The 15,997-nt window shown below is 40.0% G+C and carries 14 protein-coding genes; 12 read left to right on the top strand and 2 right to left on the bottom strand.

The window, feature by feature from the left end:
- Positions 1 to 7: 7 nt before the first annotated feature.
- The 3 genes from BMY70_RS17900 to BMY70_RS17890 all read left to right on the top strand — a co-directional run bounded on the left by BMY70_RS17900 (position 8) and on the right by BMY70_RS17890 (position 2,546).
- A complete protein-coding gene (locus tag BMY70_RS17900; protein WP_090337545.1) occupies positions 8 to 895 on the top strand; it encodes a LysR family transcriptional regulator in 888 nt (295 codons plus the stop codon).
- An 83-nt stretch (positions 896 to 978) separates the two neighbouring features.
- A complete protein-coding gene (locus BMY70_RS17895; protein WP_090337838.1) occupies positions 979 to 1,926 on the top strand; it encodes a YeiH family protein in 948 nt (315 codons plus the stop codon).
- A 77-nt stretch (positions 1,927 to 2,003) separates the two neighbouring features.
- Positions 2,004 to 2,546, top strand: a complete 543-nt coding sequence (locus tag BMY70_RS17890; protein ID WP_090337543.1) for a DUF4136 domain-containing protein — start codon at positions 2,004 to 2,006, stop codon at positions 2,544 to 2,546.
- A 52-nt stretch (positions 2,547 to 2,598) separates the two neighbouring features.
- Here BMY70_RS17890 and BMY70_RS17885 read toward each other — a convergent pair whose 3' ends face one another.
- Positions 2,599 to 2,931 carry a YtxH domain-containing protein gene (locus BMY70_RS17885; RefSeq protein ID WP_090337541.1) on the bottom strand — a complete coding sequence of 111 codons (333 nt, stop codon included), beginning with the start codon at positions 2,929 to 2,931 and terminating at the stop codon, positions 2,599 to 2,601.
- A gap of 59 nt (positions 2,932 to 2,990) precedes the next feature.
- Here BMY70_RS17885 and BMY70_RS17880 point away from each other — a divergent pair, with 59 nt between their 5' ends.
- Positions 2,991 to 4,145, top strand: a complete 1,155-nt coding sequence (locus BMY70_RS17880) for a WD40/YVTN/BNR-like repeat-containing protein (RefSeq protein ID WP_229209663.1) — start codon at positions 2,991 to 2,993, stop codon at positions 4,143 to 4,145.
- Between the two features lie 43 nt (positions 4,146 to 4,188).
- On the opposite strand, the gene BMY70_RS17875 is transcribed toward BMY70_RS17880, so the two are convergent.
- Positions 4,189 to 5,196: a YpdA family putative bacillithiol disulfide reductase gene (locus tag BMY70_RS17875; protein WP_090337540.1), complete on the bottom strand. Its 1,008-nt coding sequence runs from the start codon at positions 5,194 to 5,196 to the stop codon at positions 4,189 to 4,191.
- Positions 5,197 to 5,396: 200 nt separating this feature from the next.
- Between BMY70_RS17875 and BMY70_RS17870 the strand changes: the two genes are divergently transcribed.
- From BMY70_RS17870 to BMY70_RS17840, 8 genes are all read left to right on the top strand, one after another.
- Positions 5,397 to 6,401 carry an aminodeoxychorismate synthase component I gene (locus BMY70_RS17870; RefSeq protein WP_090337539.1) on the top strand — a complete coding sequence of 335 codons (1,005 nt, stop codon included), beginning with the start codon at positions 5,397 to 5,399 and terminating at the stop codon, positions 6,399 to 6,401.
- A complete protein-coding gene (locus BMY70_RS17865) occupies positions 6,379 to 6,981 on the top strand; it encodes an aminotransferase class IV (RefSeq protein ID WP_090337538.1) in 603 nt (200 codons plus the stop codon). Before BMY70_RS17870 ends, BMY70_RS17865 begins: the two co-directional genes overlap by 23 nt.
- A gap of 403 nt (positions 6,982 to 7,384) precedes the next feature.
- Positions 7,385 to 9,880 carry a replication restart helicase PriA gene (priA, locus tag BMY70_RS17860; protein ID WP_090337536.1) on the top strand — a complete coding sequence of 832 codons (2,496 nt, stop codon included), beginning with the start codon at positions 7,385 to 7,387 and terminating at the stop codon, positions 9,878 to 9,880.
- 29 nt (positions 9,881 to 9,909) lie between these two features.
- A complete protein-coding gene (pyk, locus tag BMY70_RS17855) occupies positions 9,910 to 11,349 on the top strand; it encodes a pyruvate kinase (protein ID WP_090337534.1) in 1,440 nt (479 codons plus the stop codon).
- A 171-nt stretch (positions 11,350 to 11,520) separates the two neighbouring features.
- On the top strand, positions 11,521 to 11,652 hold the full coding sequence (locus BMY70_RS31485) for a hypothetical protein (protein ID WP_262485751.1): 132 nt from the start codon (positions 11,521 to 11,523) through the stop codon (positions 11,650 to 11,652).
- 292 nt (positions 11,653 to 11,944) lie between these two features.
- Positions 11,945 to 12,316: a BlaI/MecI/CopY family transcriptional regulator gene (locus BMY70_RS17850; protein ID WP_090337533.1), complete on the top strand. Its 372-nt coding sequence runs from the start codon at positions 11,945 to 11,947 to the stop codon at positions 12,314 to 12,316.
- 146 nt (positions 12,317 to 12,462) lie between these two features.
- On the top strand, positions 12,463 to 14,016 hold the full coding sequence (locus BMY70_RS17845; RefSeq protein WP_090337531.1) for a M56 family metallopeptidase: 1,554 nt from the start codon (positions 12,463 to 12,465) through the stop codon (positions 14,014 to 14,016).
- 3 nt (positions 14,017 to 14,019) lie between these two features.
- Positions 14,020 to 15,993 carry a M56 family metallopeptidase gene (locus BMY70_RS17840; RefSeq protein WP_090337530.1) on the top strand — a complete coding sequence of 658 codons (1,974 nt, stop codon included), beginning with the start codon at positions 14,020 to 14,022 and terminating at the stop codon, positions 15,991 to 15,993.
- The last annotated feature ends 4 nt before the right edge of the window (positions 15,994 to 15,997 follow it).

Below are 15,997 nucleotides of genomic sequence, written 5' to 3'. Positions count from 1 at the left end.
GGTGATTATGCTCGATTTTCGACTAAAAGTTTTTTACACGGTTGCTCAAACTCTGAATTTTAACAGGGCAGCAGCGCAGTTAAATATCAGTCAGCCTGCGGTTACCAAACATATCAAAGAATTAGAGCAACAGTATAATACTACCCTTTTTGACAGAGCGAAGAAGAGGATTATCCTCACACGGTCAGGGGAAATACTGTTGCAGCATGCACATTTAATTTTTGAGCAATATCAAAAACTCGATTTTGATATTAATCTGCTGCAAAATAAAACCGAAGGGGTTTTACACATCGGCGCGAGCACTACGATTGCGCAATATGTCCTTCCCTCCTATCTCGCCCGCTTTCACCAGCGATTTCCGGAAATAAAAATCGAGCTTACAATGGCGAATTCGCTGGTTATCGAGCAAATGCTGGTAGAGAAAAAAATTGAATTAGGCCTGGTTGAAGGAACAGCACATAACTCTGATCTTAAATATTCACCCTTTGTAAAAGACGAGATTGTCCTGGTAAGCAGACCCAAAAACAGTTTGTTAAAAAAAAGAGCTATCTCGCTAAAAGACTTAACAAAACTTCCATTGCTGACGCGTGAAACAGGTTCAGGGACTTCCGAGATCATCGAAGATTATCTGCAAAAGTTCGGAATTAAGATGAGAGATTTGAATATTCATATGCAACTGGGAAGCACAGAAAGCATTAAAAATTACTTGCTCTTTTCGGATACATTCGCTTTTCTCTCAGTTTATAGTGTGAAGCAAGATTTAACTGACGACAGACTCTGCATTATAGACATCGACGAATTGGAGATGACTCGTACATTTTCTTTCGTTACTCGCCAGGGACAGCCTTCGCCTCTTTCCAGGCTTTTCGTTCGTTTTTGCTCGCTCAAACGATAACTATAAGTTATTAAACCACACCTTTTTTGATTTACTTTTGGGAAATTCTCATGGTATTTTTGTCTAAAATCAGACAGGAAATCATGGAAGCTGCTCATAAACATTCTCAGGTAACTGCTCAACATATTCTTTTCATACTTGTTTTCCTGTTGTGCCTTTCCCCGTGGGCAGACGCTCCAATCGCTCTATTATCGGGATTTATTCTGACGCCGGCTATCGGAAATCCCTTTGCGCATTTAACTCATAAAGCGGCACAGATACTTTTGAAGATCTCCGTAGTTGGTTTGGGTTTCGGAATGAATCTGAATCAGGCACTTGAAGCAGGAAGGGAAGGTTTTCTGTTTACGTTATTTTCTATCGCTCTTACCTTATCCGCAGGACTTTGGCTTGGACGAAAACTTGGTATTGAATTTAAAAGCTCATTTTTAATTTCTACCGGTACCGCTATTTGCGGCGGAAGTGCCGTAGCTGCTTTATCTCCGCTGATTAAGGCAAATGAAAAACAGATCAGCTCTGCGCTGGGCGTTGTTTTTGTTCTAAATTCCGCAGCTCTGTTTATTTTTCCAATTTTTGGAAATTGGATTCACATGTCTCAGCATGATTTCGGATTATGGTGTGCGATTGCTATCCATGACACGAGTTCAGTTGTTGGTGCCTCTGCGAAATTTGGTGCCGAAGCATTACAAACGGCAACAACAGTAAAACTGGAAAGAGCTCTTTGGATCATTCCTTTATCTGTTGTTACGATGCTTTTTAATCGTAAACATGGCGGAAAAATCAGTTTCCCATATTTTATCGGGTTTTTTATTTTAGCCGTTTTATTCAGTAACTATTTCAGGGAGTATCAATTTTTTTACATAAACCTGCTCGGCTTATCAAAAAAGTTACTGGTATTGACAATGTTTCTGATTGGCGCGGGCTTAAATCTGGAAACCATAAAATCCGTTGGTATAAGACCCTTTTTGCAAGGAACAATTCTCTGGATTTCTATTTCTGTTACGTCACTTTTGGTTATCCTGTTACTGAATTAAAAAATGGGCTCGTTTTGTTGAAAAAGGCCAGTTTAAATGCTAACTTTTGATAATCTGAAAACTTAGACTTATCAGCTATGAAAACTTCAATTTTAATAATTCTGCTTACCTCCACACTATTTGGCTGCGCCCCATCCCATAAAATTTTGAAACCCGAAAAGGAAGAAAATTTCCGTCTCACAGATTATTCTACCTTTGGTTTCTTCGATGTTGAAGCAAAAGGTGACACTTCGCCCGTAACATTTGAGAAAAATATCGCGATAATTAAAGATGCAATTTCAAAAAATCTGGAAGCAAAAGGATTGAACCAAGCACAGGATCCGGCGTTAAAAGTAAATATTGCAATATCTGTCAAAGAAGAAATTCAAACCAGACAAACTAATTTTCAGAATGACGGACGGCCGCTTTACATGGGACAGCGTAGATATTCCTGGAAAAGTAAGGAAGTGGAAACGGGAAGATATAAGGAAGGTACTCTGCTGATCGATCTTGTAGATGCTTCGTCTAATAAAATGGTATGGAAGGGCGGCGGCGAAGGAATTTTGCCCGGGAAAGAGGAAAATTTTGTGAAGGGAATCAATGAAGTTGTTACCGAAATTTTTAAATCAATAACTCCATAAAACAATAAAAGCCGGTTCTGATCAGAACCGGCCTACTATATTTCAGAAAAAACTATGCGTTGTTTACAACACTTCTAACTTTCTCATTTACGTTATCTGCTACTGATTCAGCTTTCGATTTCGCTGAGTTCACATTTTTAAAAAATCCTTCTTTCAACTTGTCTGCTAATACAGCCAGTTCTTCAAGACTTTTTTCATAGGTATCTTTGGCTGTCCCACCTATATCACCAGCTTTGGTTTTAACAGTACCACCAAAATCATTTGCTTTACTTTTAATCAGCTTACGTGTATCTTTCCCTTTTTTAGGAGCAACTAACAAACCAATGGCAACACCTGTAAGCAAAGCACCTACCGTTCCGATCAGAAATTTTTGATTCTTGTTCATACCAAATTCTTATTTTGTGTGATGTAAAAATAGATAGTCAACCAAATTTAACAAATACCGTGCCAAATCCATTCTTTAACGCCTTTTTTGCTGCTCCCCGTACTTTTTTACTAAATTTTATTACGGTTTTATTATTTTCTTCGACTTCCGCATTCAGTCAATGGGACATTATTGACGCAAAAACAAAAGTCAGTATGCGTGGCGTTCACACAGTTACGCCTACAATTTGTTGGATCGGAGGCTCCTCGGGCACAGTTTTACGCACAAACAATGGTGGTAAAAGCTGGTCTGCATTTAAGATTCCAGGAGCTGATTCGCTTGATTTTCGTGACATACATGCGTTCAGTAAAGAGACAGCCATCGCCATGAGCGCAGGGCCAGCCGAATTAAACAAAGGAAAAATCTATCGTACTGAAAATGGAGGAGATACATGGAATCTTGTGTACCAAACTACACAAACCGGGGTATTTTTGGATGGCATCGACTTCTGGAATAAAAACCAGGGAATCTGCCTTGGAGATCCGATTAACGGTAGATTATTTGTCCTGACGACGGAAGATGGCGGAAAAAGCTGGCAAGAATTACCTATGGAAAACCGCCCTGAAGCACAGGCCGGCGAAGCTTGTTTTGCAGCAAGCGGTACTTCAATTCTGGCTGTTGGAAAAGATAAAGCTTTTATAGGAACAGGCGGAGGGAAAATGGCAAGGGTTTTCCGTTCAGACGATATGGGTCGCCATTGGCAAGTATCAGAAACGCCAATGCCTGCCGGACCGACAAGTGGAATTTTTGGGCTGCACTTTTGGTCTAAAAAACATGGAATCGCTGTAGGCGGTGATTATAAAAATACAAGTGATACCACAAGGAATGTTCTGCTAACCGAAGATGGAGGTGTAACCTGGAAATTTGGCGCAACAACAAAACCATTTGGGTTGAAAGAAGCTGTTGCATTATATCATAAGCGGCACTCGACGTGGAACGGAGATGGGCAGATTCGATCAGATGATTTTGCACTGGTGGCAGTCGGCCCGTCAGGAAGCAGTTCTTCTACCAAACAAGGAAAATCATGGCAATCAGTCGGAAACGAACCCTTCCATGCAGTAAGTTTTGCCGGAAATGTTGGTTATGCTGTTGGCGGCAGCGGCCTCATCGCTAAAATTGAAAAGGTTTCAATGAAGAAGAAGAGGAAGAAACTTGTGTTTGTTCGGGAAGAATGAAATAGTAAAGGATGCAGGAAATTTGATTCTGCATCCTTTAATATTAAATCCGATCAATCAACTCCTTCACTTTCCTTACTTCTCTTCCCATCAGATGATCGGCTATTGCAGCTGCATGCTCCCGACCATTTTCAATAAATATTTTTTCAGTAAATACACCCGCCATAACCGTCCCGCACAAATACAGGCCTGGAATATTGGTCTCGAATGTATCAGGATCAAAAGTTGGTACTTTGGTCAATGGGTCCAGTGTAATTCCGCAACGGAAAAGCAAATGTTCATCGGGAAGATAACCTACGAGCAGGAAGACAAAATCTGCTGGCATCCATTCTGTTTCACCCGTTTCCAGATTCTCGATTTGAATTCTTCCCGGCTCAATAGCCTTCGTAATGCTATTGAAACGTGTGTGAATTTTGCCTTCTTTCACCCGGTTTTTAACATCCGGAACAAGCCAGTATTTTACTTTAGTACGAAAATCCGCTTCCTTATGAACAATCGTTACGTGCGCATCGTGACGATATAGTTCAAGCGCCGCTTCGACCGAAGAATTTGAACCGCCAACCAATACAACATTTGTGTAGGAATACCTGAAAGGTTCATCGTAATAGTGCGAAACATGTGGTAAATCTTCTCCTGGTACATTGAGCATGCGCGGAACATCAAAATAACCTGTGGCAAGCACAACGCTGCGTGACTGGAAAACCTGACCGTCGGTTGCATAGACAAAAAATGTCCCGTCTTCCTGCTTTTCTGTGCGAGCCACGTCGACAAAAAGCTTAAAATTCAGATCGTAATAGCCGGCAACCTTTCTATAATATTGCAAGGCTTCGTTCCGATTAGCCTTCACTTCCGAAATGGCGAAAGGTATCCCTCCGATTTCAATATTTTCGGCCGTTGAAAAGAAACGCATTCTTCTCGGATAACGACGAATTGATTCTGTGATATTTCCTTTTTCTAGAATCAGATGATCAAGACCATTTTTTGTCGCCTCAATAGCCATTGCCAGGCCACAGGGCCCTCCACCGATAATTATAACGTCATGTATATGCATAAATCTTTACGAAATCTTATTGAACGAACGCGCTTGCCCGGATTTTTACAGGTCAAAATTAAGACAGACTTCAGGTAAGCCTATACCTGTCCTCCTGTTGTTGGCTCCATAATATTAACTCTTTATTTAGAACATTGGTTTCTGAACTTTGTAAATTGCGCGACTGTTAGAAATACCTGTTGTAATTATTTCAAAAATCGTTGAAAGACATCGATCACAATTTCGTAAAAAGCCTCAATGACTGTGGAAAACGGAAAATTCCGTTTGTCTTTCTTATTGACTTTTTAGCTCAAAAACCAGTTGTCTGGCGCCTGGAGGAAATTAATCCGATGGAAGTTTTATATGATTTCAACGGTTTCACTAACAGTAAAAAGGCCATCGATCCGGGGTACGGAGAAGATTTTCACTTTCGGAAAAGTCCTGTTTCTTTTGAAGTGTATCAACAGAAATTTGATCATGTTGTAATTAATCTGCGAGCGGGAAATTCTTTTCTAGTCAATCTTTCTGTTCCAACGCCGATAGAGACCAGTCTTTCGTTAAAAGATATTTTTCACTATAGCAAAGCGCCATATCGCTTTTGGCTGAAAGATCAGTTTGTCTGTTTTTCACCAGAGATTTTTATAAAGATTCATGGTAAGCGGATTTCTTCATTTCCTATGAAAGGAACCATCGACGCGTCTTTTCCAAATGCTGAAAACGTGATCCTTTCAGATCCAAAAGAAGCAGCTGAACATGCAACGATTGTCGATCTGATTAGAAATGATATCAGTATTATTGCTGAAAAAGTGTGGGTTGAACGTTATCGGTATATTGAACCGGTTCATACATATCAAAAAACACTTTTACAGGTAAGTTCTGAGATTGCCGGAATTTTACCCGATAATTTTGACGGAGAATTTGGTGATTTACTGATGAAATTACTTCCTGCCGGCTCTATAAGCGGAGCTCCGAAGCCAAGTACTTTGCAAATAATTAAAGATGCAGAAGGATACGACCGCGGATACTATACCGGCGTCATGGGTTACTTTGACGGAGAAAATTTTGAGAGTGCCGTGATGATTCGTTACATAGAAAACCAAAACGGCAAACTTGTTTTCAAAAGCGGTGGAGGAATTACTGCAAAAAGTGATGCCCGAAGCGAATATCAGGAAATAATTGATAAAGTTTATTTACCATTTGCCCATGTCCCATCCGCTGTGCTTTGAAACGATTTGTGTCAAAAATCGCCAATTTCAAAATCTTGATTATCATGAAGCGCGGTTGAATAAAACCAGATCCGAGCTGTTCGGTTTACGCGACCAATGGGAGCTTTCAAAATTAATACGCATTCCAGAGTTTGTTAGTGCAGAACCGCATAAGTGCAGATTGGCATATGCTGGTAAGGTTGATAATATAAAATGGGAGCTTTATATTCCCAGAACCATAAGGAAAATCAAGAAGGTTTACGACGATGCGATCGATTACTCCTATAAATACAATGATAGAAACGATCTGAATTTTCTTTACGAACAACGCGAAGACTCGGACGAAATTCTGATCATAAAAAATGGGAAGGTCTCGGATACTAACTTTTGTAATGTCGCTTTTCTGGAAAATGGAAAATGGTATACGCCAAGTACACCTCTGTTGCCGGGAACACAAAGGGCATATCTCTTAGATTCAGGAGTTATTGAAGAGACGGATATTTCGGAAAATGATATAACTTCATTCAGTCACATAAGATTGTTCAACGCGATGGTCAACTGGGAAAATGCCCCGGAATTGTTGGTTGAAAATATTTTCTAACTTGTTACATATTTCACATTTTGACAGGTAATTTCAGATGTAAAAATATCTAAGGAACGAATTGAAAATGGGGAAGGTATTAGCCATTCCAAAGCCAGAGAAACATTTAAAAAAAGGCCTTGAATACCATCTGGTCTCTGAAAGCGTTGGAAAACTTTCATGAAACAAATCTCAAATCGAAATTCAGTGCGAGATGCAATGATTACAAAACACAACTTTAATAATATAAAATTTACAGAAAACAGATTGTACTGCTTGTAATCTTTGACACTCGTCAACGTCCTAAGAAAAAGCAAAATCGATAATTGTCGCTTTCAAAGCAATTTCTTTGAGACACTTTAAGCCAATAAAATCGTAACTTGCGCCTTCTTAATAATTAATAAAATTTTTGTCTGCACAGCCAATGACCTCCCTTTTTGAGGACGAAATCACCCTTTTTGCCGATTTGATCCTTCCGGTTCCAGTTCCAAGACTCTTTACGTACCGAGTCCCAAGAAATATGTCGGAAATGATTAAGGTTGGTGCGCGGGTAATTGTTCAGTTTGGCAAAAAACGTGTTATTACAGCCGTTGTAGCCAATATCCATTCAAATCCGCCAGCGCAGTATCAGGCAAAATATATTCTCGAATTACTGGACGACGAGCCGATTATCACCACGCATCAGCTTGAACTTTTCAAATGGGTATCAGAATATTATTTGTGCAATATCGGAGAGGTTTTGAATGTTGCTATGCCAGCCGGTCTGAAAATTACCAGCCAGTCGCGCATTCAGCATAATCCTGAATTTGACTACGAAGAATTGTTGACAGATCAGGAAAGATATATTCTTGATGAGATAAAAAAACATACTACCCTTTCTTATGAGGAAGTGGCGCGTCTAGTCAATCAGACCAATATTACTGCCATCATAAAATCTTTGGTTGGAAAACATGCTGTGATCCTTTTTGAAGAAGTGAAGGAAAGATACCAGCCAAAGATTGTAAAAAAAGTACGTCTTACATCGGCTTTTACTTCGGAAAATTCTCTGATGGACCTGACCGCTTCGCTCGACAAAACGCCAAAGCAGCAGGATATTCTGATGCGTTATCTGAGCCATGTCCCTGTGCATAACAATGCAGAATTGAATCAAAAAGGACTTGACAAAACAATATTCTCGAAGGATAACGGCGTCTCTGATTCGGCTCTGAAAACGCTGGTAAAAAAAGGTGTTTTTGAAGAATTTGAAATAGTCGTTTCGCGCTTTTCTGATATTCCGGGAGGAACATCACCTGAAATTAATTTAACGGAAAGTCAAAAAACTGCTTTTGAACAAATTCATGAATCGTTTTCGGAAAAAGAAGTGGTATTACTCCACGGAATCACGGGAAGCGGTAAGACGGAAGTATACATTGAACTCATCAAACAAGCGCTGGAAGGTGGAACTCAGGTTCTTTTTTTACTTCCTGAAATTGCATTAACGACCCAGATCGTTGTTCGGCTAAGGAAAGTTTTTGGTGATCAAATGGGAATTTATCACTCTAAATTCTCAGATAACGAGCGCGTTGAAGTATGGAAGGGCATTCTGGATGGAAAATTCCAGTTTGTTGTGGGCGTTCGGTCTGCCATATTTTTGCCTTTTGATAATTTAGGACTGATCATTGTTGACGAAGAACATGAAACATCCTACAAGCAGCATGACCCGGCGCCGCGATATCACGCGCGTGATGTTGCAGTTATCATGGCTTATATGCACAAAGCAAAAACTTTATTGGGTTCAGCAACACCGTCGCTGGAAAGTTATTTTCATGCAAGAAGCGGGAGATATGGCCTGGTAGAAATGTCTCAAAGGTTTGGAAATGCCGCGTTGCCCACTTTTCTTTTGGTTGATACTAAAAAGGAAAAAAAGCAGCGGACAATGAAAAATGAATTTTCATCCGTTCTGCTTCAGCACCTTGAATCGAATCTGACCAATAAAGAACAAACTATTTTATTCCAGAACCGGCGGGGATATTCGCCTTATATGCAATGCGAGGAATGCAGCTGGATTTCAGAATGCAACAATTGCGATGTAAGCCTTACTTATCACATGAAAGCGCGTGAGCTGCGCTGCCATTATTGCGGTCATAAGGAAGAGGTGCCGAGAACTTGTCCTGCGTGCGGTTCAACCCGTGTAAAAACGATAGGTTACGGAACTGAAAAAATTGAAGATGAACTTCATCTGCTCTTGCCGGCTGCACGTGTGCAACGAATGGATTTGGATACAACGCGTGCAAAAAATGCTTACCAGCAAATTATTCAGGAATTCGAACAAGGCGGGACTGACATCTTAGTAGGTACGCAAATGGTGAGTAAAGGGCTCGATTTCGATAATGTGAGTATGGTAGGTATTTTTGACGCCGACCGAATTATTCATTTTCCCGAATTTCGGGCTTCCGAACGAGCGTTTCAAATGCTTACACAAGTAAGCGGGCGCGCTGGAAGGAGAGCCGACAAACCTGGAAAAGTTTTGATCCAAACAGCAAATCCGGCCCAGAAAATTCTGGAAAGAATTATTCAGAATGATTACGTCGGGATGTATGAGACGGAAATCGTTGAGCGAGAACAGTTTCACTATCCTCCGTTTACCCGGTTAATAAAAATTACAACAAAACATATTGATGAGGCAACTTCGAAACGCGCTTCGACAGTTCTGGCTGAAAAATTGACGGCGAATTTAGGCAAAAGCAGAGTGCTTGGACCAGAGCCTCCGTTGGTTGAAAGAGTAAGAAATCAGTTTTTGTTCGACATTCTCATTAAACTTGAACGAGAAAAGATTAATTTTAAGGCGGCAAAGTCGTTTATACAAGAAAAGGTCATCGATATTCTAACCGATAAAACCATAAAAGGCGTCCAGATCATCATTGATGTGGATTGTGTTTAGTAAATTCATATAATACTGCAATTAACTCTATGTCTTCCAAGAAAACCAAAATTGTTGCTACCGTAGGCCCAACATCAGAAACAAAAGAAATGCTTCACTCATTGGCAACAGCCGGAGTAAATGTATTTCGTCTAAATTTTTCTCATGGTACACATGCAGACCACCTGGCCAGGCTTACTACCATTCGTGAAATCAATGAAGAATTCGGATTGAACCTTGCTATTTTACAAGATTTACAAGGCCCAAAAATCCGTATCGGACTCGTAGCTGAAAAAGATGGTGTATTGATCGAGGCTGGAAATAAACTTATCCTTTCCAATACAGAAGTTCTGGGTACTGCTGAAAAAGTAAGCACACCATATGACGGGATGTATAACGACGTTAAAATCGGCGATCGTATTTTGATGGATGACGGAAAGCTTGAAGTACTTGTAACAGGAATTGAAGGAAGTGACGTAATCACACAGGTGGTTTACGGAGGTTTGCTTAAATCTAAAAAAGGCGTTAACCTTCCAAATACGCGCGTTTCAATGCCTTCTGTAACGACCAAAGATTATGAAGATCTGGATTTCGGTCTTGAACATAATGTGGAATGGGTAGCACTTTCATTCGTACGTACTGCATCAGAAGTAATTAAAGTAAAAGAATATATCGCCAATAAAGGCAAATTTGCCCGTCTGGTTGCGAAAATCGAAAAACCTGAGGCTATTGCGAACATCGACGAAATCATCGAAGCAGCTGATGCTATCATGGTTGCACGTGGTGATTTGGGAGTTGAACTTCCGGCAGAAGAGGTTCCGATGATCCAGAAAATGATCGTTGAAAAATGTAACAAAGCTGGCAAACCGGTTATCGTTGCAACTCAAATGCTTGAAAGTATGATCGAAAGCCCCCGCGCAACACGTGCGGAACTTAACGACGTTGCAAACTCTGTTCTTGATGGTGCTGACGCAGTAATGCTAAGTGCAGAAACTGCTTCCGGAAAATATCCTTTGTTAGCGGTTGAAAGCATGAGCCGTACAATCGAAAAAGTGGAAGAAAATACAAATGACGTATATTTTAAATACCACGCCTTTGTAAACGAAAAGCCAGGCCAGGACAAATTGAATGACAACGTCGTGATGAGTGCCTGTCGTTTAGCTCGTGACACGAATGCTGCTGCTATTATCGGTATCACGCGTTCAGGTTATACTTCCTTCCGTTTGTCTCACCACCGTCCCAAAGCAGGTCTTTTGATCTTCACGTCAAACAAAGTTTTGATGAATACTTTGGCTCTTTACTGGGGAACAAAGGTATTTTATTACGATAAAGACCAGGACGTTTCGACGGATGACTTGATTGAGGACATCAAACTTTTCCTGATCGAGAAAGGTGAATTGAAAAAAGGCGATGTATTTATCAATACATTAAGCATGCCTGTTTCGAAACAACGCAAAACGAACACAGTTAAGTTGAGCGTAGTAGAATAAGCATATATATACCATTTTTTGAGAAGCAGCAGAATATTTTTCTGCTGCTTTTTTTGGTTATTTATTTTAGGAAACAACAATGATATAATACTCAAAAATCGCGTATAAGTCAGGATGTCAGCAAACTAATCGTTCCAATTTTTTATATTGAATAAAGCAAAAGTAACGACCATGATAGCTTCGACAGGTCCCTCCCGATTTTTGACCGCGTTTTCTGAGAAGGATATTCCCAACGTTTTGATCCATGAAATAATTGACGGAAAACCTTTTTACCGAAAAGGTTACCCTGAGGTTGGTTTTTAACTGCTTCCAAGAAAGTCGTCATAGCTACCAAATTTCACAAATGGCAGGTTTTCGACTGGAATAAGGAAATTGAAATACTCGACGGGATTACTTTTTATGTTGGCGGATATCTAAAAGAAAAGGATCAGAATTTGCTTAACCACGATATTTAGAGATTATAAAACGACGAGTCGAATCATTGTCGTTTTATTTTTTTTCTTAATAACTAATAAAATAGTTGTAAAACTATTTTATTAGTATTACCTTTGAACATCATCATTTAAACTCCTATAAATACAACTCTTACAGCTATATGGAAATTCGAACATTAACCCGGGCAGAAGAGGAAATCATGCGAATTCTCTGGCAACTGAAAAAGGCATTCGTAAAAGATATATTAACAGAAATGCCTGAACCAAAGCCTGCATACAATACAGTATCAACAATTATCCGGATCCTGGAAAGAAAGGAAGTTGTTGGTTATACAGCTTATGGAAAAACGCATGAATATTATCCTCTAATTACGGAAGAAGAATATAAGCGTCATGAAATGAAGCAATTAATGACTAATTATTTTGACAATTCTCTTCCAAATCTTGTCTCGTTTTTCGTGAAGGATAATGATTTAAAGACAAAAGATCTGGACGAGATCATGAAGCTGATCAACGATCATAAAGGCGAGTAAATTCGCTTCCTTAGCCATGAAATCTCATGAACAACGTAAATCCTCCTGAATCTGTCTGATTAAATTAAGTGATGATCATAAAACGGTGAAACATTAAAATGAACTAACAGAAAAAATGTAACCTAACCTTCAAACATCCGTTAGCCATGGAACTCCTGATTTATATTGGAAAAGTCAGTTTGTATTGGACACTTTTCTATACTTGTTACCGGTTATTTCTTCGTCAACACACATTCTTTACATGGAGCCGGTTTTACCTCCTCGGTTCACTGATCGTCTCACTAATCCTCCCGTTTTTAATTTATCCCGAAGCGGCACCTAAGATTTCTGTTCTTTATGAAGTAAATGCTACCTCATTTACTATATCAGAAAATAGGGAGGAGCCGCCAGGTCTATTCAAATGGAAGAATATCCTCGGACTTCTATATCTGGCGGGAGCTTCATTCATGATTTTCAAGCTACACCAAAATATCCGTCAGCTCTCCGGTTTCTTGAAGCAGGGTGAAAAAATTGAACTCGACGATTGTACCGTCGTGCTGATCAATTCCAATCACATCGGGTCATTCTCTTTTCTTAAATGGATTGTCGTAAACCGGAACGATTACGAAAATCATTTTGATGCAATTCTTCGTCATGAAATGGTTCATATGCAGCAGCGTCACAGCCTGGACATTTTGTTGGTCGAATTTATGAAAATCGTTTTCTGGTTCAATCCGATACTGATTATTTACAAAAAATCATTGCAGGAAATTCACGAGTTTTTAGCTGACGCTGAGGCTCCTAACAGAGAAAATTATGCTACATTTTTGGTTTCCTATGCACTAAATGCACCTGTAGCGTCGCTTACAAATCATTTTTTCAAACCATCTCAAATTAAAACCCGAATTCAAATGATCTATAAAAATCGCACTTCGAAATGGATGCTTGGCTCCTATGTATTCGCATTCGCCACCATCGGTATGGTTGCACTATTTGTAGCTGGCTGTGAGCAAAAAGAAAATAATGAGCTTTCTGAGACGATGGAAAAACTGACCGAAAGTAAAAAGCATGTCAATCTGGAAGGGAAGAAAATCTATACCGTAGTTGAGCAGCAGCCGATGTTTCCGGGCGGTATCGAAGAGATGTATAAATTTCTTGGTCAAAATATAAGGTATCCGAAAGCAGCTGTTGACGCAGGTGCCACAGGACGTGTTTTTCTTTCATTTGTTGTTACAGAAACAGGCGAAATCGGGGAGATCAAGGTGCTAAAAGGTATTGGATATGGTTGTGACGAGGAAGCAGTCAGAGTACTTTCCTTATTTCCGACATGGGAACCAGCGAAGCAAGATGGCGTACCAGTGAATGTTCGCTACAACTTGCCGATAAATTTTCAAATGGAGGAATCAGAATCGAATGAAAACAAACGAACCTCTCTGATCGACAAGCAGTTTGACAATAAAGACGGCTCTAAAACAACGCTGACCAAATCTGGAAGTGTAGAACAGGAACCCGGAAAAAATAGTACCGAAAAAGTACGTATCACGGAAGCTAAGGTTGTTTACATCGTTGATGGCAAAATTGAAAGAGATGCTGATATTTTAAAGAAAATTGATCCGGCGCAAATCGAGTCGGTAAATATTTTAAAAGATCAAAAGGCATTGGATGCTTATGGCGAAGATGGCCGTCATGGGGTGATTTCTATTATTACTAAAAAGATGTAGAAAATGGAGGCTCTGATTTATCTGGGAAAAGTAAATATTTACTGGATCTTGTTTTACGCCTGTTACTGGTTTCTGTTCCGTAAACATACTTTTTTTGTCTGGAACCGATTCTACCTTATCGGCGCCTTGCTCGTATCCTTTTTATTACCGTTTATTCATTTCCCTGATAACGCACGTGTAATGCCAACCGCGGTTTATGCAGTGGCAGCTATTCCAGTCTATATATCAACACAAGAAACTGAAAAATTTGCACTGCACTGGTCACAGTTTGTCTGGGCAATTCAGATTATCGGCGCCTCTCTGATGTTTATTAAACTGCTTGAAAGTTTTCGCGATCTGTTGCGGCTTATCCGGGAGGGCGAATCAATTCCGATGGAAGAACACACGCTGGTTTTACTGCCACATAATGAAATCGGATCGTTTTCTTTCTTCAAATGGCTCGTCATTAATCACGAAGATTACGACAAACATTTCGACCCGATACTCAGACATGAATCCGTACATATCCGGCAAATGCACACGCTGGACGTTCTTTTAGTTGAGTTTTTAAAAGTCGCCTTCTGGTTTAATCCAGTATTATGGTTTTATAAAAATTCTTTGCAGGAAGTCCATGAATTTCTGGCAGACGAAGAAGCGCCAAATCGTGATCAGTACGCAAGTTTCTTGGTTTCGTATGCATTGTCGGCACCGATTGCTTCCCTGACAAATCATTTTTTCAACACCTCCATGCTTAAAAGTCGAATCATTATGATCTATAAAAACCGGAACTCGCAATGGGTGCTCGGAAAATACTTTCTGATTTTTCCACTTATCGGTATTATTCTGATGTTGACCGCGGCGAGAGAAAGATTGTTGAATGCGGTGGAGCGAAAAGATTACCAGCTCATTTCTTCCAAGAATATCACGGTCGAAGGTACGGTAAAAGATGAAGATGGAAAAGCGATCAAGGCTGCGACTGTCATCGTAAAGGGTACTAACGAAGGCACATCCACTGATCGGAATGGGAGATTCAAACTTGAAAATATTTCAGTCGGTAGTACGCTGGTAGTTTCTCATATCAATTATGAATCTTTCACAATTGATATGAATGGAAGCGATGCGTTGAATGAAATTATTTTACGTAAAAGAGCTAATGTACATTCGGAAGTAACGGTAAAATCAGAAAACACAGGTGATCAAACCAAGCCGTCGCCGAAATCAAATCAGGCTGAAAAGTTTACCGTCGTTGAACAGCAGCCTCAATTTCCAGGAGGTATGGATGCACTCATGCAATATCTGTCCTCCGCAATTGTATATCCGGAAAAGGCTGCCAGGCAGAGGATCGAAGGAAGAGTGATTGTCTCTTTCACTGTGAGTGAAAACGGAGATGTCAGTAATCCAAAAATTTTGAAAGGAATTGGTGCAGGACTGGATGAAGAAGCTGTGCGGATTGTAACAAAAATGCCTCGCTGGGAACCTGGAATTCAAGGTGGTGAAGCTGTCGCCGTTCAGTATAATTTACCCATAACTTTTCAGCTGACTGGAAAGCAACCTTCCAAATTTTACAATTATTCGACTCCCGCAAGTCAGCAAAAGAGTTCGTATAATTTCAGTGATTTTGAATCAGCGCAAAATATAGGTAAAGTAGCGGGAAGCGAAAGTTCAAGTGCCCAAAACATGGCAATCAATTATAATACTCGTAGTATTGCCGGACAATATCCAGGCTCTTACAAGTTGCCCGAAACGGGAACTACGCAATATAACGATTCACCACCCTCTCCGGGTGTTAAAATTACCATAGATAAAAGCCCTTCTCTTGATCCGACCAAAAGACCGCTATATGTACTTGACGGGAAAATAATAGACCTGGAAGAATATAACAAGACAATGACTCCTGATAAAATCGAATCTATTAGTGTCTTGAAGGGCTCTTCTGCGACTTCAATTTATGGTTCCAAAGGTGAAAATGGTGTGATTCTCATCAAGTCCAAAAAATAATTGT

This window comes from Dyadobacter koreensis (assembly GCF_900108855.1).
GTDB lineage: Bacteria > Bacteroidota > Bacteroidia > Cytophagales > Spirosomataceae > Dyadobacter > Dyadobacter koreensis.
Note: the sequence above shows the minus strand (reverse complement) of the source record. Positions and strands in the feature narration are given on the sequence as shown.